Genomic DNA, 21,612 nt, shown 5'->3' with positions numbered 1-21,612 from the left:
GGTGTCTTTCGGTATCAGGGGGCCAGCTGAACGCGGACGCGCGCCCAGGCGAGCGCCGGGAGGGTGAAGCGCAGGATGCCGTCGACGACCTCGACCGGGAGGGCCACGGGCGCCACCGGCTCGGCGTCGGCGGAGTTGGTGGTGTGCCGGTCGCCGCCCGGGGGCACGGTGATCACGACGGCGTCGACGGATGCCACGGGGCCGAGGTCGAGCGCGATCTCGGTCGCCGCGTCGAGCGAGCGGTGCGCGAGGAAGACGTGGGCGACGTCGCCGTCGACGGTGGCGATCGCATCCACCGCGTCGACCTCGCCGTGGCGGGCCGTGGCGATGCGAGCGCCGTCGACGCGGACGGGCACGACGCGACCGGTCGCGGCCTCGGCGGTCAGGCGGAAGGGGTGGAACGTCGTCTGGCGCCACGCGGGACCGCCGCCGGGCTCGGTGCGGATCGGGGCGATGACGTTGACCAGCTGCGCGAGGTTCGCCATCGAGACGCGGCCCGCGCGGCGCAAGAGCGTGATCAGGAGGGACCCGACGACGACGGCGTCGGTCACGGTGTAGTCGTCCTCGATGAGGCGGGGCGCCACCGGCCAGTCGCCGGTGAAGACGCGCGGTTTGTCGACCTCGTTCCAGCGGGTCTGGTTCCACACGTTCCACTCGTCGACGCTGATGCCCACCGGCGCACCGCCGGGAGTCCTGGCATCCATGTCGTCGATGAGGTCGACGACCTCGCCGATGTAGCGGTCGAGGGCAGCGCCGCTGGCGAGGAAGCTCTGCGGGTCGGCGGGGTCTTCTTCGTAGTACGCGTGCACGGAAATGTGGTCGACGAGGCCCGCGGTGTGCCGCAGCACGGTGCGTTCCCACTCGCCGAACGTCGGCATCTCGTGGTTGGAGCTGCCGGCCGCGACGAGCTCGACGGTCGGGTCGATGAAGCGCATCATGCGCGCCGTCTCGGCGGCCAGGCGCCCGTACTCGTCGGCGGTCTTGTGGCCGATCTGCCACGGCCCGTCCATCTCGTTGCCCAGGCACCACAGTCGGATGCCGAAGGGCTCCGCGCGGCCGTTCTCGCGGCGGCTATCGCTGAGCGCCGTGCCGGCGGGGTGGTTGGCGTACTCCAGCAGGTCGGCGGCCTCGGCGACGCCCCGCGTGCCGAGGTTCACCGCCTCCATGACCTCCAGGCCCGCGGCATCGGCCCACTCGGCGAACTCGTGCAGGCCCACCTGGTTGGTCTCGGTGCTGTGCCAGGCGGCATCCAGGCGCACCGGTCGCTCGGCGCGGGGGCCGACGCCGTCTTCCCAGCGGTACCCCGACACGAAGTTGCCGCCGGGGTAGCGCGCGACCGTCGCCCCGAGCTCGCGCACGAGGGCGAGCACATCGGAACGGAAACCGGTGTCGTCGGCAGTCTCGTGACCGGGCGAATGGATGCCGTCGTACACACAGCGGCCCATGTGCTCGACGAACGTGCCGAAGAGGCGGCGGGGCACCTCGGCGCCGACCTCTCGGCGGTCGACGGTGATGCGGGTGGGGGAGGTCATGCGGCTCTCCTGGAGCGGGAAGAAAAGGGGGCGGGTCGCTCACTCACGATGCGACCCGCCCCGCTCATCGGCTTACTTGTTGACGCTGAAGCCCTGGTCGTTGCCGTACTGGACGAGCTGGTCCTGCCACGCGGTCAGACCGGCGTTCAGGTCGCCCTGGGTGGCGTAGGCCTGGCCCACGGTGTCGCCGAAGATGCTGTTGGCGTACACCTGGAACGGCAGGTAGCTCCAGCCCTCACGGACCTCGCTCGAGGCCTGCGTGAGCACCTGGTTGATCTGCTGACCGCCGAAGTACTCCGACTCCTGGTCGACGAAGGCGGGGTCGCTCAGCTGGGCCGTGGTGGAGGGGAAGCCGCCCGACTCGGCGAAGATCTCGAGGCTCTCCGGGTCGTTGTTCAGCCACTTGAGGAACCCGGCCGCGAGGGCGGGGTTCTGGCTCTGCTTGGTCACGGCCTGGCCACCGCCACCGTTCTCCGCCGTCACGGGCGTGCCGTCGTAGGTGGGGATGGGCGCGACGGCCCACTTGCCCGCGCCGTCGGGAACCGACGACTCCAGCACACCCGGCATCCAGGCGCCGATCACGAGCGAGGCGATCGAACCGTCACCGAGGCCCTTGAACCACTCGTCGCTCCAGCTGGGGGTGTCCGACAGCAGACCACCCTCGATGAGACGGTTCCAGTTGTCGGCGAAGGCCTTGGAGCCGTCGTCCTGGAGGTCGATCGTGACGTCGGTGCCCGAGGTCTGGAACGGCGTTCCGCCGGCCTGCCAGATCATGCTCGTGGTGAAGCCCGAGTCGCCGGTGTCGGCGGTGATGAACTTCGTGGGGTCGGCAGCGTGCAGCTTCTCGGCCGCGGCGACGTACTCGTCCCACGTCGTGGGAACGGCGATGCCGAACTGGTCGAAGACCTCCTTGTTGTAGAACAGGGCCATCGGGCCCGAGTCCTGCGGGAGACCGTAGATCTTGCCGTCGAAGTCGACCGAGCCCCACGTGCCGGGGCTGTAGTCGCCCGAGAGGTCGCCGAAGCCGTACGGCGCCAGGTCGAGGAGCGAGTCCGAGAGGGCGAACTGCGGGAACGCGTAGTACTCGATCTGCACGACGTCGGGGGCGCCGGAGCCGGCCTTGATCGCGTTCTGGAGCTTGGTGTACTCCTCGGTGTTGGTACCCGCGTTGACGTAGTTCACCTTCACGTTCGGGTACTTGTTCTGGAAGGCCTCGACCTGAGCCTCGGCGGACGGCGTCCACGACCAGTACGTGATCTCGCCGCCCTCTTCGAGCGCCTTCTCGATGTCTTCGGGGCTGCCCCCGGTGCTGCCGCCGCCGGTGCTGCCGCCGGAGCACGCGGTGAGCGCGCCCACGGAGAGCGCGGTGGCGGCCACAGCGAACACGGCCCGCCGGGCGGCGGTGCCCTTGCGCATGAATGTCATCGGGTTTCCTTCACTTCGTTGTTGTGGATGGTGGTGCGGGAGTCCGGGGCAGGGCGCTCCGGGTTTCGGGAGGGAGCTTTCGTCACTGCTTGACGCTTCCGGCGCTGAGGCCGGACTGCCAGAAGCGCTGGAGCACGAGGAACGCCGCGACGATCGGAATGATCGAGAGCAGGGCGCCGGTGATGACGAGGTTGTAGATCGGCTGGGCGCCGACACCGGTGGCCTGGGCGTTCCACTGGTTCAGGCCGACCGTGAGGGGGTACCAGGCCGGGTCGCTGAGCATGATGAGCGGCAGGAAGTAGTTGTTCCAGGTCGCCACGACCGCGAAGAGCAGCACCGTCACGATGCCGGGCGTCAGCAGCCGGATCGAGATCGTGAAGAACGTGCGGAACTCGCCGGCCCCGTCCATGCGAGCGGCCTCGAGCAGCTCGGTGGGGATGGCATCCGTCGCGTACACCCAGATGAGGTACAGGCCGAACGGGCTGATGAGCGAGGGGATGATGATCGCCCAGGGGGTGTTCGTGAGGCCCAGCTGGCTGAACAGCAGGAAGGTCGGGACGGCCAGGGCCGTGCCGGGGACGGCGATGGCGCCGAGCACGACCGCGAACACGGCCTTGCGCCCGCGGAAGTTGTACTTGGCCAGGCCGTAACCGGCGAGGGTGGCCAGCAGCGTCGCTCCACCGGCGCCGACGACGACGTACAGCAGCGTGTTGCCGAGCCAGCGCACGAAGATGCCGTCGCGGTAGGTCAGGGTCTGGACGATGTTGTCGCCGAGGGCGAAGTCGTTGCCGAACCACAGGCCGAACGTCGAGAAGAGGTCGGGCTGGGTCTTGGTCGCGTTGATGAGGAGCCAGAACAGCGGCACGAGCGTGTAGAGGAGGTACAGGCCCATCACGACGCTGAGGACGAGCGACTTCTTGCTCTGCGTCGGCGACGTGCGCGCGAAGCCGCGGTGCGAGCGCGTGCGCGAGGTAGTCACGGCGACGGTGTCGGTGCGGGGTGCGGTCGCGGTGGTCATCGCGCCTCCTGACGAGAGCCGCGCAGCTGCACGACGTAGGCGATGATGGCGGTGATGACGCCCATGATGATGGCGACCGTGGCCGCGTAGTTGTACTGCTGACCGGCGAACGAGAGGTTGTACGCGTACATGTTCGGCGTGAAGAACGTCGTGATCGTGTTCGGGGCCAGGGGCTTGAGGATGTTGGGCTCGTTGAAGAGCTGGAAGCTGCCGATGATCGAGAAGATCGTGGCGATCACGACCGCGCCGCGCACGGCCGGGATCTTGATGGAGAAGATCGTGCGCCACGCGCCGGCCCCGTCGATGGATGCCGCTTCGTACAGCTCACCGGGAATCGTCTTCAGCGAGGAGTAGAAGATGAGCATGTTGTAGCCCACGAACTGCCACGTGACGATGTTCCCGATCGATACCAGCATCCACTCGGGTACGAACGGCTGGATGACCGATCCGCCCAGCAGGTCGTTGAGGTTGCGGGTGAGGCCGAACTGATCGCCATAGATGTAGCCCCACATGAGCACCGCGACCACGGCGGGCACGGCGTAGGGCAGGAAGATCACCATGCGGTAGAAGCCGGCCGCGTGCAGGCGCGCGCTGTCGATGGCGAGGGCTGCGGCCAGCGCCAGCACGAGCATGATCGGCACCTGCACGACGAGGAAGAGCGAGACGCGGCCGAAGCCGTCCCAGAACTTCGGGTCGGAGAACGCCGCGATGTAGTTGTCGAAGCCGACGAAGGCGTTGCCGCCGACGAGCTGGTCGCGGAACAGGCTGAGGTACAGGGAGTACGCCAGCGGCGCGAGGAAGACGAGGGCGAAGACGATCGCGAACGGAGCGACGAAGAGCCACCCGCGATCATCGATTCGTGCGCGTCGCCGGCGGCGCGGCGTGCGCAGGGCGGGCGGGGGTGCCGCGGTGGTCGTCATCGTCCGGTTGCCTCTTCGTTGGTGCACATCTCGGCCGGGTCGCCGCGATGTTGACGTAAACATAACTCGCCGGCGGTTAGCATGTCAACGTCAACACGAGGAGGCAGACGTGAGCGAGACGACCGCGGTGTCGATGCCCGCACGGGGGCGCGGACGACGTCGCGAGGTGTCGATGGCCGACGTCGCGGCCGCGGCCGGCGTCTCCGGCCAGACGGTTTCGCGCGTCGCCAACGATCGCGCCAACGTCGACCCCGAGACGCGTCAGCGCGTACTCGACGCGATGGCCTCGCTCGGCTACCGGCCTAACAGTGCCGCACGCGCGCTGCGCTCCGGGCGCTTCCGCAGTATCGGCGTGATCATGTTCTCGCTGAGTTCCTACGGCAACACGCGCACCCTCGACGCGCTCGCGTCGGTGGCGGCGGCATCCGGATACTCGATCACTCTCATCACCGTGCAGTCGGCCTCCCAGTCCGACGTGTCGGGGGCGTTCCTGCGCCTGCACGAGCACGCCGTCGACGGAATCGTGATTCTCATCGAGACGCATCGGCTCGGTGAGAACGAGCTCTCGATCCCCTCGGGGCTGCCGGTCGTCGTGGTCGACTCCAGCGCCGACTACCCCTACGCGGTCGTCGACAACGACCAGGCGCAGGGAGCGCGGCTCGCGACGGAGCACCTGCTCGATCTCGGGCACGAGACCGTGTGGCACGTGTCGGGCCCGCCGGAGTCGTTCGCGGCCGAACGCCGTCGCGACGCGTGGCGCGCGGTGCTCGAGGAGCGGGGTTGCTCCGTGCCGCCCCTGCAGATCGGGGAGTGGACGGCGGAGTCGGGTCATCGCATCGGTACCGAGCTGGCGCGCGACGCGGGGGTCACGGCGGTGTTCGCCGCGAACGACCAGATGGCCCTCGGGGTGATTCGCGCCCTGCACGAGGCCGGACGTGATGTGCCCGGCGAGGTGAGCGTGGTCGGTTTCGACGACATGCCCGAGGCGGCGAACTTCTGGCCCCCGCTCACGACCGTGCGTCAGCGCTTCGAACGCGTCGGCGAAGAGGCGATGAGCGCGCTGATCGCCGACATCGAGGGTCCCGGAGGCGAACACGCGCGCACGCTCGTGCCGACGTCGCTCGTGGTGCGCGAGAGCTCCGGCCCCCGCGCCTGAACGAGCCGCGGTCCTCGACGCGGGGCGAGCGGAGGAGATCGGGCGAGCGGAGGACCGACGTCTCGGCATCCCTCCTCCCTCCGCCGCTTCTCCTCCGCTGGCCACGCGCGCGGAGCGCCGCGCCCGGGGCTCCACGCCCGGGGGTGAATCGTGGTCGCACGCTCGCGGTGTCGGGCGGGGAGTCCGCCGGCTGAGCGGATTCGAGCGTTGTGCCGCGGAGCCCGACTCCGCTAGGTTCGATGTTGACGTCAACATGTTGACGTCAACATTTCCCCTCACGAGGCCGCAGTGCTGCGGCCGGATCGGAATGACGATGAAGTCAGCTCGACTGCTGTCGATGGCCTGTGCCCTCGCCCTGGCCGCCGGTGGGATCGCGGCGCCCGCTGTCGCGGCGCCCGCTGTCGCGGCGGGGTCGGATGCCGTCCGCATCACCCCGAACCCCGCGTCCGCGGCGGAGCCCTTCGAGGGCTGGGGGACCAGCCTGGTCTGGTTCGCCAACGCCACCGGCAACTACCCCGCCGACGTGCGGCAGAAGCTCTTCGACGCCGTCTTCGGCGAGGAGGGGCTGAACCTCAACATCGCGCGGTACAACGTCGGCGGCGGCAACGCCTCCGACGTGCCGCCGTACCTGCGGCCCGGAGGCGCGGTCCCGGGGTTCTGGAACCCCGATCTCCCGGCCACCGACGCGCAGGGTGAGATCACCTCCACCTACGCCGACCGCGCACGCTACCGCGACGCGTGGAATCCCGACGACCCGACCCACTACGACTTCGACGCCGACTCCGCGCAGCGGTGGTGGCTCGACGCGCTGAAAGACAAGGTCACCCACTGGGAGGCCTTCAGCAACTCCCCGCCCTACTTCCTCACGCAGAGCGGATACGTCTCGGGTGGCATCAACAACGCCACGAGCGAGCAGCTCGCTCCCGCCGACATGGACAAATTCGCCGGGTATCTCGTGAGTGTCGTGGACGAGCTCGAGAAGGAGCACGGCATCCGGTTCGACACCATCGACCCCTTCAACGAGCCCAACACGAACTACTGGTCGACGCAGATCCCGAACGGCGCCACATGGCCCACGGGCGGACGCCAGGAGGGCGCGCACATCGGGCCGCAGGCGCAGGATGCCATGGTGAAGGCGCTCGCCGCCCGTCTCGCGCAGCCCGGGACGAGCACGGATGCCGTGATCTCGGCGATGGATGAGACCAACCCCGGCATCTTCGCGACGAACTGGAACGCGTGGTCGCTGGAGTCGAAGGGGCTCGTGGATCAGCTCAACGTCCACACCTATGGCACCGGCGGGCGGCAGGTCGTCCGCGACATCGCCAAGGCCGCCGACAAGCCGCTGTGGATGAGCGAGGTCGAGGGCAACTGGACGGCCCAGAGCCGCGGATTCGTCACCAACGACATCGAGAACGGTCTGGGCATGGCCCAGCACATCGTCGGCGACCTGCGGGAGCTGGAGCCGGAGGCCTGGGTGTTCTGGCAGCCCGTCGAAGACCTCTACAACATGGAGAAGGTCGAGAAGCTCAACTGGGGCAGCGTCTTCATCGACTTCGACTGCAACGCCGAGGGCAATTCGCTGCGGCGCATCGCCGACGGCGACGCCGACCCGTCGTGCCAGGTGCTGACGAACGAGAAGTTCAACACCGTGCGCAACTTCACGCACTACATCGCCCCGGGTGACCGACTGATGCCGACCGACAATGCGCAGTCGACGGCGGCCATCGACGCGGACGGTGACGGTGCCACCATCGTGCACGTGAACTCCGAGGCCACCGACCGGACCGTGCAGATCGACCTGCGCGACTTCGGCACCGTCGCCCCCGGCGCGACCGTCACCCCCATCGTGACGACGCAGTCCACGGCGGAAGAGCCCTCGATCAACGCCCTCACGGAGGGCGAGAAGGTCGTCGTGGATGCGGCATCCCGGACCGCCACGATCACGGTGCCCGCGAAGTCGGTCACCACGTTCCTCATCGACGGCGTCTCGGGTGTCTCCGGCGACGCCGCCGCCTTCCGGGACGGCGACTCGGTGCAACTCACGGGCCTGCAGAGCGGTCTGGCGCTCGATGGCAGCGAGAGCCTGACGCTTGCCGCGTCCGCCACGACGGCCGACGAGGCGCGGACGCAGACCTGGACCGTTCGCAGCATCGACGGCGAGGGCACGAACCGCCACCGCTTCACGCTGCAGAACGGCGCGGGGGCGTTCCTCGCCTCGCGCAACGGGGGGACCGCGCTGGTCGACTCCGACCCGGCCGCTGCGGCGGCCGACCCGGCCCTCCAGTGGATGGCATCCACGACCGACGGCACGTACTCCTCGGTGCTCAATGTCGCGAGCGAACGGGTGCTGGACGTCAACGGTCAGAGCACCTCGCCCGGAGCCGCTGTCGGGCTGTACACCTCGAACGGCGGCTACAACCAGCAGTGGCGCATCTCGACCTCCCGCATCGTCGGTACCGAACCGCTGTCGGTTTCCACGGCCGTGGGCGTCGCCCCCGAGCTCCCCGGTGACGTCACGGTCCGCTACGCCGGGCGCACGCTGCGGTCGGCTGCGGTGACCTGGCGCCTCGACGGTCTGGACTGGTCGCGACCCGGCACCGTGCAGGTGCGGGGGACGGGCACCGACCTCTTCGGCTCGACGTTCGAGGCGACGGCATCCGTCGAGGTCGGCGCGTACACCGCGACCCGGCCCGCGTCGACGACCGTTCCGGCGGGCAGCGCCCTCGAGACGGTGAAGGGGCTGGGCGACGGGAGTGTGCAGGCCGAGCTGCGTCCGTCGGGGTCGGGCTACTGGATCCCCGTCGAATGGGCGTGGGACGGTGTGACGGACGCCGACTTCACCGAGCCCGGCACCGTGTCGGTCGAGGGTGTGGCGACCGGGCCGAGCGGGGAGCGTCTGGCGGCGACGCTGACGGTGATCGTCACCGAGGCCTCGGAGCGCAATGTCGCTCCGGAGAGCACTCCGTCGGCGACCTTCACCGAGAGCTCCCAGTACAGCGTCGCCAACACGATCAACGGCAGCTCGACCGACAAGGGCTGGTCGAATTGGAGGTCGGGCACCAAGAACGCCCAGGACACCCTGAGCTATGCGCTCGCCCAGCGCGAGACCGTGACGGGTGTGTCGGTGCAGTTCTACCGCGACGGCGGCAGCCTCAGCTGGCCCGCGACGATGCGCGTGGATCACCGTGTCGAGGGCGGCGAGTGGGTCCAGGGCGACGTGGTCACTGTGCCCGAACCCTCGAGCGGGGCTCCGAAGGTCGACGTGCCCGTGGGGGCCGCGGCCGATGAGGTGCGCGTCGTCATGAACGCCCGTTCGCAGACGCACATGATCGTGTCGGAGGTGGAGATCTTCGCCGCGTCGGCCGCCCCGGCCGGTATCGCCGATCTCGCGCGCCTGACCGTGGGCGACGAGCCGGTCGAGGGCTTCGCCCCCGACGTGTTCGCCTACACGGCCGCCTCGACGGGGGCCGCATGGCCGACGCTGCACGCGCTCGCGGTGGACGAGGACGCGAGCGTCGTCGTCACCCCGCCGGGCGACGCCGAGGGCGCCGGATCGGTGCGCATCACCGCACCCGATGGCACCGAACGCACCTACACGGTGACCATCGCTCGCACGGTCGGGCTCGACACCCCGGTGATCGTCGGAGAGCCCCGCGTGGGGTCGACGGTGCGCGCGACGGTCGTCACCGATCCGGACGACGCGGCGCTGGCCTACGTCTGGCTGCGCGATGGCGCGCCGATCGCCGGAGCGACCGCCGACGCGTACGCGGTGACTCCCGCGGATGAGGGACGCCGGATCGCCGTCGAGGTGACCGCGGTCGCCGACGGCTTCGCCGCGGGTGCGGCCCGCTCGTCGGCGATCGTTCCCGCTGCGGCATCCGTCGACCCGAACCCCGGCGGCGGAACCGGCGGGGGTAACGGCTCGGGCGGGGGCTCGGGGGACGGGTCCGGAGCGGGCGGCGGATCGTCGACGGGCGGCGGTTCGGGGGCGGGTCCCTCGGGCCCGTCGACCGGCGCCTCGACGGGTGGTCTCGCGACCACCGGCCTGAACGCCGAGGGCGTCGCGGCCACGGTCGCCGGTGCGGTGCTGCTGCTCCTGCTGGGCGGGGGGCTGGTGCTCCTCCGCCGCCGCCGCCGGACGGAGGCCTGAGCCCTCTCGCCTCACGGGGCCGCGTCGGTCGCCTTCGGGCGGTCGGCGCGGCCCCGTCGTTCTCGGCCCGTCCGAGCGGTCTGCGCGGGGCCGCGCACCGTCAGCGTCGCCGGGCCGCGGGAAGGTCGATCGGACCGGTGACCGACAGCTCGTTCTCCCAGACCTCGATCCCGCGAACCCCGGGCATCCGCGCCTGGGTGAAGACCGGGTCCAGCCCCTCCCGTCGCTGCTGGGTGTAGTCCTTCAAGAGCAGGAAGGCGACGCGCGAGAGCAGGGCGATGGCGACCAGGTTGACGATGGCCATGAATCCCATCGCTCCGTCGGCGAAGTTCCAGACGACGTCGGCCGAGACCAGGGCCCCGGCGAACACGGCCGCGATGGCGAAGAGACGGTAGCCGAGGAGCGCCGCCGGGCTCGAGGTGATGAATTCGATGTTCGTCTGGCCGTAGTAGTAGTTGCCGAGGATCGAGCTGAACGCGAGCAGGAAGATGATCACGATCAGGAGGATGTTCGACCAACTCCCGAGCGCGCTGACCACTGCCCCCTGCGTCAGCCCGATGCCGCGCTCGGCGCCCGCGAGGTCGGGGACCGAGACGAGGATCAGGAATGCCGTGATCGAGCACACCAGGAACGTGTCGAAGTACACGCCGAGGGTCTGCACGAGCCCCTGCTTCACCGGGTGCGTCACGGCCGCACTCGCGCCGGCGTTGGGCGCCGAGCCGAGCCCGGCCTCGTTCGAGAACATCCCCCGCTTGACGCCGGTGAGGATGATGTAGCCGAGCGCGGCGCCGACGACCTCGTTCGGGCCGAACGCGGAGGTGAAGATCAGCGCGAAGACGCCGGGAAGGCGCTCGATGTGGATGGCGACGATTACGAGCCCCAAGAGCAAGTACAGCAGCGCCATGACCGGCACCAACGTCTGCGTGACCGAGGCGATGCGGCGGACACCACCGAAGATGACGAGCCCCATGAGGACCGCCAGAGCCACCCCGATGGCCAGCGGGAGCCACGCCGCAGACTCCTCGCCGAAGCTCCCCGAGATGGTGGCTTGGATCGTGTTCGCCTGCAGGGAGCTGAAGGCGATGGGGAAGCAGATGATCAGGATGACGGCGAACAGCACGCCCATCCACCGTGCGCCGAGTCCGCGCTGCATGTAATAGGCGGGGCCGCCGAGGAATCCGTCCTTGTCCCGCGTCTTGTACAGCTGCGCCAACGACGACTCGATGAACGCCGATGCGCCACCGACGAACGCCATCAGCCACATCCAGAAGATCGCGCCGGGGCCGCCGATCGCGATGGCCGTTCCCACTCCCGCGATGTTGCCGACGCCGACCCGGGAAGCCGCCGAGATCGTGAACGCTTGGAACGACGAGATGGACTGCGGCTCACCGGTCTCGGTGCGCGGCGTCCGGTCCTTCAAGGTGCGGAACATCTCGGGGATCATCCGGAACTGCACGACGCCGGAGCGGACCGTGAAGTACACGCCGAGAACGACGACGATCGGGAGGACGATCCACGTCCAGAGGTTGTCGCCCCAGGTCAGCAGCCACGCATTTACAGATTCCATCCGCACAGTATGGTGACCGCGACCGCCGCTCGCCAGTTCGCCGACGGCGGGAGCACCCATGCGCCCTGCCGTGAGGGGCCCCTCGGACGACGCGAATTCACTGCGCTGGTGGCATCCCCCGTTCGCCGATCTCGCCCTGCGCGCCTCGAACCACGGAAGGATGGAGAGGTTCGACATTCCCCTCTCCGAGGAGCCCCATGCACGTCAACGCTTACGCGGCGTCTTCCGCCACGTCCCCCCTCGAGCCCACGACCATCGAGCGTCGCGACGTCGGCCCCGCCGACGTCCTCATCGACATCGCCTACGCCGGCATCTGCCACTCCGACATCCACACCATCCGTGGCGAATGGGGTGCGGTGCCCTACCCGCTGACCGTCGGTCACGAGATCGTCGGCACTGTTTCCGAGGTGGGCTCCGACGTGACCAAGTACGCCGTCGGCGACCGCGTCGGCGTCGGCTGCATGGTCAACTCGTGCCGCGAGTGCGAGAACTGCCGCGCCGGTGAGGAGCAGTACTGCCTCAACGGCAACATCGGCACCTACGGCGCAATCGACCGCGACGGCACCGTCACCCAGGGCGGCTACGCGCAGAAGATCGTCGTCGACCAGGACTTCGTGCTGCGCGTGCCCGAGTCGATCCCGTACGAGGCGGCCGCGCCGCTGCTGTGCGCCGGCATCACCACGTACTCGCCGCTGAACCACTGGAACGCCGGCCCCGGAAAGAAGGTCGCGGTCGTCGGTCTCGGCGGCCTCGGGCACATGGCCGTGAAGATCGCGGCGGCCATGGGCGCTGAGGTGACGGTGCTCTCGCAGACGCTCAGCAAGAAGGACGACGGCCTCGCGATGGGCGCCGCGCATTACTACGCCACGAGCGACCCCGAGACGTTCGAGACGCTCGCGAACACGTTCGACCTCATCATCAACACCGTCAGCGCCCCGCTCGACCTGAAGCAGTACCTCGGCACGCTGACGCTGGACGGCACGATGGTCAACGTCGGGGCTCCGCCCGAGCCCCTGCCGATCCAGGTCTTCACGCTGTTCACCAACCGTCGCTCCTTCGCGGGGTCGACCATCGGTGGCATCCGTGAGACCCAGGAGATGCTCGACTTCTGCGCCGAGAAGGGCATCGCGCCCGAGGTCGAGGTCATCCCCGCCTCGGCCATCAACGAGGCGTACGAGCGCGTCCTGAAGAGCGACGTGCGCTACCGCTTCGTCATCGACGCCGCGACCCTCGCCTGACCCCGGATGCCACGGCCCCGGCGTTCTTCGGAGCGTCGGGGCCTCGGCATCCGCACAACCGTCTCGATAAACGCGATCCGCGGCGATACACGCGACGTCGTCGCGTTTCCCGCCGCGGATCGCGTTTATCGGATGCCCACGGCCGCGCGCGCAAAAGGGGCGCCGATCCACACGGAACGGCGCCCCTTTTGCGTGCGGGTCAGGCCTGGCCGAGGGCGGCGGAGACGACCGCGCGGGCCTCCTCCTGCACCTCGCGCAGGTGCTCCTCGCCGCGGAGCGACTCGGCGTATAGCTTGTAGACGTCTTCGGTGCCCGAGGGGCGCGCGGCGAACCACGCGGACTCGGTCTGCACCTTGAGGCCGCCGATCGCGGCGCCGTTGCCGGGCGCGTGCGACAGCTTCGCGACGATCGTCTCTCCGGCCAGCTCCGTCGCGGTCACGGCCTCGGGCGAGAGCTTCGACAGCGCCGACTTCTGCGCGGGCGTCGCGGGAGCGTCGACGCGCTGGTAGGCCGACGCGCCGAACTGCGCCTCGAGCTCGGCGTAGCGCTGCGACGGCGTCTTGCCGGTGACCGCGAGGATTTCGGCAGCGAGCAGGCACAGCAGGATGCCGTCTTTGTCGGTGGTCCAGACCGTGCCGTCTTTCCGCAGGAACGAGGCGCCGGCCGACTCCTCGCCGCCGAAGGCGACCGAGCCGTCAAGCAGCCCCGGCACGAACCACTTGAAGCCGACCGGAACCTCCAGCAGGGTCTTGCCGAGGGCGGATGCCACCCTGTCGATGATCATCGACGACACGAGGGTCTTGCCCACCGCGGCATCCGCGGGCCAGCCGGGACGGTGCGAGAAGAGGTAGTCGATCGCGACGGCGAGGTAGTGGTTGGGGTTCATCAGCCCCGCGTCGGGGGTGACGATGCCGTGGCGGTCGGCGTCGGCGTCGTTGCCCGTGAGGATGTCGTACTCGGCACGCGCGGCGACGAGCGAGGCCATCGCCGAGGGCGACGAGGGATCCATGCGGATCTTCTCGTCCCAGTCCAGCGTCATGAACTTCCAGGTCGGGTCGACCTCGGGGTTCACGACGGTGAGGTCGAGGCCGTACACCTCGGCGATGAGCGCCCAGTACTCCACCGACGCGCCGCCCAGCGGGTCGGCGCCGATGCGGACGCCGGCGTTCCTGATCGCGTCGACGTCGATGATGGATGCCAGATCCCGCACGTACGCGTCACGGAAGTCGTACTGGCCGAGGCTGTCGAGGTCGATCTCGGTGTGCGGCGTGCGCTGCACACCGGTAAGGCCCGCGGCGATGAGCTCGTTCGCGCGGTCGGCGATCCAGCCCGTGGCGTCGGTGTCGGCCGGCCCACCGTGCGGGGGGTTGTACTTGAAGCCGCCGTCGCGCGGCGGGTTGTGCGAGGGCGTCACGACGATGCCGTCGGCGCGGCCCGGGTCGTCGCTCGCGCGGCCGCGGTTGTAGGCGAGGATCGCGTGGCTGAGGGCGGGGGTCGGCACCCACGAGTCGCGGGAGTCCACCCGCACGTCGACCCCGTTGGCCACGAGCACTTCGATCGCGCTCCGCTCGGCGGGGAGGGACAGCCCGTGCGTGTCGCGCCCGAGGAAGAGCGGTCCGGTGATGCCCTGCGCCGCGCGGTAGTCCACGATCGCCTGGGTCGTGGCGAGGATGTGATCCTCGTTGAAGCTGGTGCTCAGCGACGACCCGCGGTGGCCGCTGGTGCCGAATGCGACGCGCTGGCCGGGCACCGTGGCATCCGGCTTGCGGTCGTAGTACGCGGCGATCAGTTCGTCGATGTCGATGAGATCGGATGCCTCGGCGGGCTGTCCTGCGCGACTGCTCATGCCCACAGTCTGCCCGCTGTGGCGCCTGTGCGCATACGCGCGGGCGCATTCTCGGCACCGAATTGCCTGAATGTGCGGCGAGCGAAATGGCCGGGCCCGGTCGAGGCGGGGCGGGGAGCCGTCATCTGCGGCCCTCGGGTGCGCGGGGTGGATAAAGTCGAACAGGGGAGGGCACTCGTGAAACGCATCGGTGTCGTCGATGACCACGACCTGGTGGGACTGGCGTTGCAGAACCTGGTCGCCACGTCGTCCAGGGTGACGTTTGCGCGCCACGAACACACCGTTCCCGCGATGATCCGCGAGGCGCGCGACGCCGACCTCGTGCTGCTCGACCTCAGCCTGCGCGACGGCACGACGCCGCAGGAGAACGTCGACGCTCTCCGGCGGTGGGGGGCGCACGTCCTGGTGTTGAGCTCCGCCGAGAACCCGTTCCTCGTGCGCGAGGCCTCGCGCACCGAGGCGTTGGGCATCGCGCGCAAGTCGCTGCCCAGCGACGACCTCCTCGCGGCCATCCTCGAGGCGTCCGACGGACAGCACGTGCCCACGACGGAGTGGGCGTCGGCGCTGGATTCGGATCCGGGTCTCACCGCGGCGCCGCTGACCGACCGCGAGCGGGAGGTGCTTTCGCTGTACGCCTCGGGGATGGGTGCACGCGAGGTCGCGGCCGCGCTGTGGGTGAGCGAGAACACCGTGAACGACCACCTGCGCCGGATCAAGGCCGTGTATCAGCGCCTCGGCCGCCCCGCCCCGAGCAAGGTGGATCTGTACCGGCGGGGGATAGAAGACGGGTTCCTCCCCGTCCCGCGCCGTGACTGAGTCGCGCGCCGCTGGCGCCGCCGTAGAAGCCACACAGCGCGTGCTCTTGCTCGCGGTGGCCGTGTCGATCGTCGTCTCCGGCGCGGCGGCCGCCCTGGTGGTCTCGACCGTGAACGACGCCGCCGCGCCCGGATGGTGGACGGCGCTCGTGCTGGGGGCCTTCGGGGCGCTGCTGCTGGGCGGAGCGATCGGGCCGGTCCTCGGCCCCCGCGCCGGTCGGCGGGTTGCCGGGACGGCCTCGGTGGTCTTCGCCGGCGCGGTCTTCGCCTACCCGCTGGCGGGGCTGGCGCAGGTTCAGGCAGGTCACGACGGCACGATCCCGTGGTTGCTGACGGCGGTGTCGGCTCCGTCGCTGGCGGCTCTGGTCGCGGGGGGATGGCGGTGGGTGGCGGCGCTGCTGTCGCTGTGGACGGTGGTGGTGGTGTTCTCGCGCACCCTGCTCGGCGGTTACTCGCTCACCGGGATGGCCAACGACACCCAGGCGCTGCTCTCGGCGGTCACCACGTGCGCCGTCGCCGCGGCGGCTCTGCGCACCGCCGCACACGTGGATCGCACCGCGGAGCGCGCCGCCGCGGCCGCGTCGGTCGAGGCGGGGGAGCGCGCGCGGCTGTCGGCGCGCTCGCGCGCGGCCGCGTTCGTGCACGATGAGGTGCTCGCCGCCTTGCGCGGGGTCGCCGAAGCCCTGCCCGGCGCGGAGGGCGCCGTGCTGCGCCAGGCCGAGCGTGCCACGGCCACGGTGCGGGCGCATCCGCCCTCGCCCGATCTGATCGCCCGGATCGCTGAGCTCGCCGCCGAGGCCGGAGCCGCCCTCGAGACCCATCGTGCGGCGGACGCGGCGACGTGCCCGCCGGAAGTCGCCGACGCCCTCGTCGCCGCCACCGCCCAGGCCCTGCAGAACACACGCCGCCACGCTCCGGGTGCCCGCAGCCGGGTCCGCGTCGAGATCGACGGTGTGGGAGGGCGGATCGAGATCGCCGACGATGGCCCGGGATTCTGCCCCGATCGCGTGGCTGCGCAGCGTCTGGGATTGGCCACCACGGTGTTGGGGGTTCCCGGGGCGATCCCCGGGGTGCGGGCCGAGGTCGACAGCGCCCCCGGGGAGGGCACGCGGGTGCATCTGCAGTGGAGCGTGCGCGACCCCCTCTGGGAAGAGCCGGAGGTGGGGGGATGGAGCCTGCGCACTCGGGAGCGTCTGGTCGGTTCGCTCTTCCTCGTGACGCAAGTCGCTGTCGCCGTCGTCGCCGCGGTGCACGGTGGTTCCGCAGGCGCAGGAGCGGTGTCGCTGGGGATGCTCGGTGTCCTGCTCGTCGTGGCGGCCCTGGTGGGGCGACCCCGCGGGGAGATCACCCGCACGCGTGCGGGCGTGGCCCTTGCGGTGCTGTGCGGCGGCGTCGCTCTCGGGCTCGGCGTCCTCCCCGTGCCCGTCACCTACGGGTCAGCGTGGTTCGTCACCGCTTCGGCGTTCGTGCTGGTCTCGCTGACCCTGCGCGCCCGAGCCGGCTACGCGCTCAGCGGGGCCGGCATCCTGCTCGCTCTCCTCGGCGTCGACGCGCTCACCCGTCAGGGGGATCTGCCGCAGATGATCGGGATCGGGTCTCGGGTGGTGACGGTGGTGGGCTTGAGTGTCGTCTTCATCACCGTGCTGACCCGGTTGCGCCGGTCGGCGGCGGCCCAGGCCGACCGTCGCGTGTGGTCGGCGCGACGAGCGGCGTGGGATGCCGCCTCCCATGCCGAGCTCCTCGCCCACCTCACCGAGGTCGACGCCTACGCCCGGCCGCTCCTGGAGCGGGTGGTGCGGGCGGGCCGGATCACCGACGAGGACCGCGCCGAAGCGCTGGCCGTCGAGGGGCGGCTGCGCGACGGCTATCGCGCCGGCCGGCTGCACGGTCACGGAATTCCGGATGCCGCGATGCGGGCGCGCCTGCGGGGCGTCGACGTCGTCCTGCTCGATGACGGTGGCGCGACAGGCCCGTCCGAGACCTGGCTGCCGGGCCTGTCCGACCTCGTGCGAGATCGTCTCGCGGCGGCGGAGCGCCGGGTCGTGGTGCGTCTGCTCCCGCCCGGGCGCCCCGCGCTGGCGCACGTGGTGACGGACGGGAGGCTGACGGCCTACCCGCCCGCGGCGCTCTCTGCGGCCGGGTCCGGCTCGATCGGCGTCCACGGCGAATAGTCGCGGTCGAGGATCGAGCGGTCCGGACGCTGCCCCCGCGACCACCACCGGGCCTCGTACCCCGTGCCGTCGAGCAAGACGCGGTCGCCCTGGTTGTAGAGCACGTCCACCGCCCACTCCGGGTAGGTTCCCTCCGGCAATTGCGGCAGACGGAAGGGCTCATCGGATGCCAGGACCGGACCGAGATAGCTCCAGGCCGAGGCGCCGGTGTCCAGCGTCGGATCGTCGGGCGGCGTGCCCCCCTCGTTCCACCATTTCGACACGTACACCGAGCCGTGCCACACGACCTTGATCCCGCGCGAGTAGAACGAGGTCGAGCTCCACACCGGGTAGGGGCTGGTCTTCGGATCATCGTCGACCACCGGTTGCTCCGCCGGGGGAACCGCGGCGTCGACGCGACCGAGGTAGCCCTCCGACAACACGTCGGCGAAGGATTCGCCCGCCTGTTCGATGCCGCTGCACCGGGCCGAAACGGTTCCGGTGAACGGATAGTTCGACCCGCACGTGTGATCGCGATTGAGCGACCACATCGACAACCGCGCGAGTCCGCGCTCGCTCGCGAAGGAGCGGAGGGCGCGCGCGTCGTCGAGGCTGAAGACCTCGGACGGGACGTCATTGCGCCCGATCATGGGGGTCGCGCCCATCAGCGTCGTCACCCCGCCCGGGGGAAGGTCGCGTCCCGCCCCGTCCCAGAGGTCGCGAAGCTGGGAGGCCATGGCATCCAGGGCACGCTCGGAGACGGCGACGAGGTCGCCGGGGTTCTGGATGCCGTAGTTCATGGTCATCGCGTTCACTCCGTCGACCTGCACCCCGGCGTCGAGCATGCCCGAGATCAGGTCCAGCCCCTCGTCGGTCAGCCCCTCGGGGGCGATGGGCAGAGTCAGCCAGACCTCGAGCGGGTCGTCCGCGGGGCGCGACCGCTGGAGGAGGGCGACGGCGTCGGCGCGTCGAGCCGACGCCGCGCGGTCGGAGAGCATCTCGCCTTCGATGTCGAGGTCGATCGTGTCGACTCCGTAGCGATCGATGACGGCGGCGTAGGCCTCGGCGAGACTCTGCGGGGTCGTGCAGGCCCCGGCGAGCTCGGTGTTCGCCGCCCCACCGAACGACACCGCCACGGGCCGGCCCTCGCGATGCAGCCGCTCGATGCGGCGGTCGAGGTCGAAGCGGGTCGCCGCGTCGTCGAGCGAGTACGCCTTGCCCCACGTGGGTACGCAGGCGGTATCGGAGGCGGCCACCACGAAGGCGAGCACGGCGCCCCCGGGCGCGGTCGCCAGGGCGGTCTCGGCGAGCTCCGCTCCCTGATCGAGGGTGACGTCGTAGTATCCGGCGAACCATCGCTGATCCAGCGGCGTCCCGGTCACCGGGAGAACGGGCGGCGGCGCGACCGCGGCGACCCCGACCCCTACCAGCGCCAGAGAACCCAGCACGCTCACGGCGACCCGTGCCCACGACACGCGCCGTCCCGAGAATCGCTGGCGCACCCGGGGGCTCATCCGGTCACCGGTTCGATCAGGCCGTCGTCGAGGACGCGGCGCCACGCGGGGACGGTGCTCACCGGCGCCGTGCTCGTCCGCGGGTGGACGGGGACCCAGATCCACTCGAGCCAGCCGTTCCACAGGTCGGCGGCGGCGGAGCGGAGTCCGATGAGGCGGACCACCGCGCCGCTCACGCAGACGGCGGTGAACAGGGCGAACAGGGCGGCGACCCACGACTGCTCCCCGACCGAGCGCACGACGACGATGATCGACGCCGCGGCGATGACGAGGGGCGCGAGCACGAGCAGTGCGCCCGCCGGTGTGCGCGTCCCCTGCTTGGGCGTGCGGGCGAAGGCCATGCGGTGCCCGGTGAAGGCCTGGGCGAGGGATCCGATCGTCCCCGCGAGATTGACCGCCAGCAGCAGCAGGTTCAGGCCGTACACCCCCAGAATGTCGCGGCGGCGGTAGCCGAGCATGCGGAGGTCGTGCGCCATCTCGACGAAGTAGGGCAACGCCATCAGGATGAGGACGACGCTCACGAGCTCCCCGTTGAGCGGGACGATCGTCAGCAGCACGAGCAACCCGGCCGTGACCCAGGCGATCGAGCCGAGGTAGTTCGTGCGGAGCATCACCTCGGCGACGCGCATCGGGTGACCCGCCGCCCGACGGGCGGCCGCTGTGCGCCAGAGCGCCGGCAGCACCAGCAGCCCGCCGTTGGCCCAGCGGCGCCGCTGGACGACGAGAGTGCCGTAGTCGGGCGGGGTGGCGCTGTAGCTCAATCGCTCGGGATAGTTCACCAGCTCCCACCCGTGGGCGACGACGTCGATGCTGGCCTCCGTGTCTTCGATCACCGTGCGGCCGCGCACGAATCGGACGACCTCTCGCCCGTCCACGGTGTCGACGGTGCGCAGGTCCTCGAGCAGGGCCCAGCGGATCACCGCGTTCGCCCCGACCCAGAACGTGGCGTCGAAGGCCGTCAGACCCTGATGGACCAGGTGCTGGAGATCGGTGGTCGCCCCGGCCAGACGCTCGATGGTGCTGCGCCGGCCGCGGTAGGCCGAGTACGGGGTCTGGATCACCCCGATCCGCTCGGAGCCGGGCTGCTCCAGCGCGTAGACGAGCCGCGCGGCGTACTCCGGCAGCAGCATCGAGTCGGCATCCAGGGTGATCACCGCGTCGCAGGCCGCGACCTCGACGACGTGTTCGACGCCGTCGAGGTCGCGCAGCTGGTGGGTGCCGCCCACCAGCGCGAGATAGGTGTTCAGGTTCGCCGCCTTGGTGGGTTCGTGCGAGAGGGCGGCGTATCGCTTGCGCTCGAACACGTCGATCTCGGCGGACAGGATCCGGGTCAGGCGCCGAGCGAGCGATCGCACCCGCGACGGAGTCAGCTCCTCCTCCCCGGCGTCGCCGGCCTCACCGAGGGCCTCGGCCACCGCGCGCAGCTCGTCGGCGAGGGCCCCCAGCACCCGTTCGGCGAAGAACGTCCGCACGTGGTCGTCTCCGGGCTCGAGAGCGGCGAGATCGCGAGCCCAGCGCGCGACCGCGTCGTACGCCTCGGCGACAGCGCGGCGCGCATCGGGCGCGGGGAGCTCGGCCGCCGCCTCCAGCGTGGCCCGCGCGTGCTCCCGGGGGACGGCCAGGACGCTGCGGATCTCATCGGCGATCGCGCGGGTGCGAGAGAGGCGGTCGACGACCACCGGGTCGTCGCTGGGCGGGTCGTCCAGCAACAGCACCACGCGCAGGTGAGGGACCTCTTGAAGCGCCACCGACCACAGGGCCATGCGGACGTAGACGGGGTCTTCGCCGTACGAGGGCAGCAGGGCGAGGACCCGCAGGTCGTCGCGATCGAACCGGTCGTCGATCTCCGCCCGTCGGGCGCGACGGTGAGAGGCGAGCCGGGGGAGTGCTCCGACGCGCGCCAGCAGATACATGCTCGCCGAGAACGTCAACGCCGTCACCGAGACCAGGAACACCAGTGTGCCGAGGAGATGCCAGACGTCCACGAGCGCTCCACCGCGGGACAGCGTGACCACGACGGTCGTCATGTACAGCAGCCACAGGGTCGCGCAGGTGACCAGCGCCACTCGCGAGCGCACGATGCTCGCCGCGGACGGGCGAGGGTGGAGGGCGCCGGGAGTGGCGTCCCCGCGCCGCGCTCGCGAGCGGTGGCGCGGGGGTCTTGTGCGGGCGCGGCTCATCATTGATCAGGCCTCCTTGCTCGCGCGGTGCTGACGCGTGTGGGCGTGCGCGATCCGCCTTCGGGTGGCGGTGGACTTCATTGTGGCGGGTCGCCCTCCTC

13 protein-coding genes are annotated in these 21,612 nt (G+C 70.5%); 5 read left to right on the top strand and 8 right to left on the bottom strand.

From position 1 onward, the window contains the following. Positions 1-14: 14 nt before the first annotated feature. The 4 genes from ACU6WY_RS13010 to ACU6WY_RS12995 all read right to left on the bottom strand — a co-directional run bounded on the left by ACU6WY_RS13010 (position 15) and on the right by ACU6WY_RS12995 (position 4,895). Positions 15-1,532, bottom strand: coding sequence for an alpha-N-arabinofuranosidase (locus ACU6WY_RS13010; protein ID WP_483820059.1), 1,518 nt, complete (start codon positions 1,530-1,532; stop codon positions 15-17). 72 nt (positions 1,533-1,604) lie between these two features. Next, positions 1,605-2,957 carry an ABC transporter substrate-binding protein gene (locus ACU6WY_RS13005; protein WP_483820058.1) on the bottom strand — a complete coding sequence of 451 codons (1,353 nt, stop codon included), beginning with the start codon at positions 2,955-2,957 and terminating at the stop codon, positions 1,605-1,607. An 82-nt stretch (positions 2,958-3,039) separates the two neighbouring features. Continuing rightward, a complete protein-coding gene (locus tag ACU6WY_RS13000; protein ID WP_483821927.1) occupies positions 3,040-3,849 on the bottom strand; it encodes a carbohydrate ABC transporter permease in 810 nt (269 codons plus the stop codon). Positions 3,850-3,971: 122 nt separating this feature from the next. Continuing rightward, positions 3,972-4,895 (bottom strand): carbohydrate ABC transporter permease, encoded by a 924-nt coding sequence (locus tag ACU6WY_RS12995; protein ID WP_483820057.1) that lies wholly within the window; start codon positions 4,893-4,895, stop codon positions 3,972-3,974. A gap of 172 nt (positions 4,896-5,067) precedes the next feature. Here ACU6WY_RS12995 and ACU6WY_RS12990 point away from each other — a divergent pair, with 172 nt between their 5' ends. Together ACU6WY_RS12990 and ACU6WY_RS12985 are read left to right on the top strand one after the other, a co-directional pair. Next, entirely contained in the window at positions 5,068-6,051 is a 984-nt protein-coding gene (locus ACU6WY_RS12990; RefSeq protein WP_483821926.1) for a LacI family DNA-binding transcriptional regulator, read from the top strand. 313 nt (positions 6,052-6,364) lie between these two features. After that, a complete protein-coding gene (locus tag ACU6WY_RS12985; protein WP_483820056.1) occupies positions 6,365-10,201 on the top strand; it encodes a glycoside hydrolase in 3,837 nt (1,278 codons plus the stop codon). Between the two features lie 100 nt (positions 10,202-10,301). Here the strand turns inward: ACU6WY_RS12985 and ACU6WY_RS12980 are convergent, their stop codons facing one another. Beyond that, positions 10,302-11,768, bottom strand: coding sequence for an alanine/glycine:cation symporter family protein (locus ACU6WY_RS12980; RefSeq protein WP_483820055.1), 1,467 nt, complete (start codon positions 11,766-11,768; stop codon positions 10,302-10,304). Between the two features lie 197 nt (positions 11,769-11,965). Here ACU6WY_RS12980 and ACU6WY_RS12975 point away from each other — a divergent pair, with 197 nt between their 5' ends. Continuing rightward, complete coding sequence (locus ACU6WY_RS12975) at positions 11,966-13,006, top strand: NAD(P)-dependent alcohol dehydrogenase (RefSeq protein ID WP_483820054.1); 1,041 nt, start codon at positions 11,966-11,968, stop codon at positions 13,004-13,006. 199 nt (positions 13,007-13,205) lie between these two features. On the opposite strand, the gene pgm is transcribed toward ACU6WY_RS12975, so the two are convergent. Beyond that, entirely contained in the window at positions 13,206-14,852 is a 1,647-nt protein-coding gene (pgm, locus tag ACU6WY_RS12970) for a phosphoglucomutase (alpha-D-glucose-1,6-bisphosphate-dependent) (RefSeq protein ID WP_483820053.1), read from the bottom strand. A 177-nt stretch (positions 14,853-15,029) separates the two neighbouring features. Here pgm and ACU6WY_RS12965 point away from each other — a divergent pair, with 177 nt between their 5' ends. After that, complete coding sequence (locus ACU6WY_RS12965; protein WP_483820052.1) at positions 15,030-15,668, top strand: response regulator transcription factor; 639 nt, start codon at positions 15,030-15,032, stop codon at positions 15,666-15,668. Continuing rightward, entirely contained in the window at positions 15,661-17,838 is a 2,178-nt protein-coding gene (locus ACU6WY_RS12960) for a sensor histidine kinase (protein ID WP_483820051.1), read from the top strand. The genes ACU6WY_RS12965 and ACU6WY_RS12960 overlap by 8 nt, the downstream gene beginning before the upstream one ends. On the opposite strand, the gene ACU6WY_RS12955 is transcribed toward ACU6WY_RS12960, so the two are convergent. Together ACU6WY_RS12955 and ACU6WY_RS12950 are read right to left on the bottom strand one after the other, a co-directional pair. Beyond that, positions 17,778-19,331: a chitinase gene (locus tag ACU6WY_RS12955; protein ID WP_483820050.1), complete on the bottom strand. Its 1,554-nt coding sequence runs from the start codon at positions 19,329-19,331 to the stop codon at positions 17,778-17,780. The genes ACU6WY_RS12960 and ACU6WY_RS12955 overlap by 61 nt on opposite strands. Continuing rightward, on the bottom strand, positions 19,328-21,397 hold the full coding sequence (locus ACU6WY_RS12950) for a glycosyltransferase family 2 protein (RefSeq protein ID WP_483820049.1): 2,070 nt from the start codon (positions 21,395-21,397) through the stop codon (positions 19,328-19,330). Before ACU6WY_RS12950 ends, ACU6WY_RS12955 begins: the two co-directional genes overlap by 4 nt. Positions 21,398-21,612: the final 215 nt, after the last annotated feature.

This window comes from Microbacterium sp. ZW3a, assembly GCF_057167165.1.
This window is presented reverse-complemented; position numbering and strand designations above follow the sequence as displayed.

Bases quoted from the DNA above. Each gene is read 5' to 3' on its own strand.
- pgm (WP_483820053.1), bottom strand. From the start codon at position 14,852: ATGAGCAGTCGCGCAGGACAGCCCGCCGAGGCATCCGATCTCATCGAC.
- ACU6WY_RS12995 (WP_483820057.1), bottom strand. From the start codon at position 4,895: ATGACGACCACCGCGGCACCCCCGCCCGCCCTGCGCACGCCGCGCCGC.
- ACU6WY_RS13000 (WP_483821927.1), bottom strand. From the start codon at position 3,849: ATGGGCCTGTACCTCCTCTACACGCTCGTGCCGCTGTTCTGGCTCCTC.
- ACU6WY_RS12985 (WP_483820056.1), top strand. From the start codon at position 6,365: ATGAAGTCAGCTCGACTGCTGTCGATGGCCTGTGCCCTCGCCCTGGCC.
- ACU6WY_RS12975 (WP_483820054.1), top strand. From the start codon at position 11,966: ATGCACGTCAACGCTTACGCGGCGTCTTCCGCCACGTCCCCCCTCGAG.
- ACU6WY_RS13010 (WP_483820059.1), bottom strand. From the start codon at position 1,532: ATGACCTCCCCCACCCGCATCACCGTCGACCGCCGAGAGGTCGGCGCC.
- ACU6WY_RS12990 (WP_483821926.1), top strand. From the start codon at position 5,068: ATGGCCGACGTCGCGGCCGCGGCCGGCGTCTCCGGCCAGACGGTTTCG.
- ACU6WY_RS12955 (WP_483820050.1), bottom strand. From the start codon at position 19,331: ATGAGCCCCCGGGTGCGCCAGCGATTCTCGGGACGGCGCGTGTCGTGG.
- ACU6WY_RS12980 (WP_483820055.1), bottom strand. From the start codon at position 11,768: ATGGAATCTGTAAATGCGTGGCTGCTGACCTGGGGCGACAACCTCTGG.
- ACU6WY_RS13005 (WP_483820058.1), bottom strand. From the start codon at position 2,957: ATGACATTCATGCGCAAGGGCACCGCCGCCCGGCGGGCCGTGTTCGCT.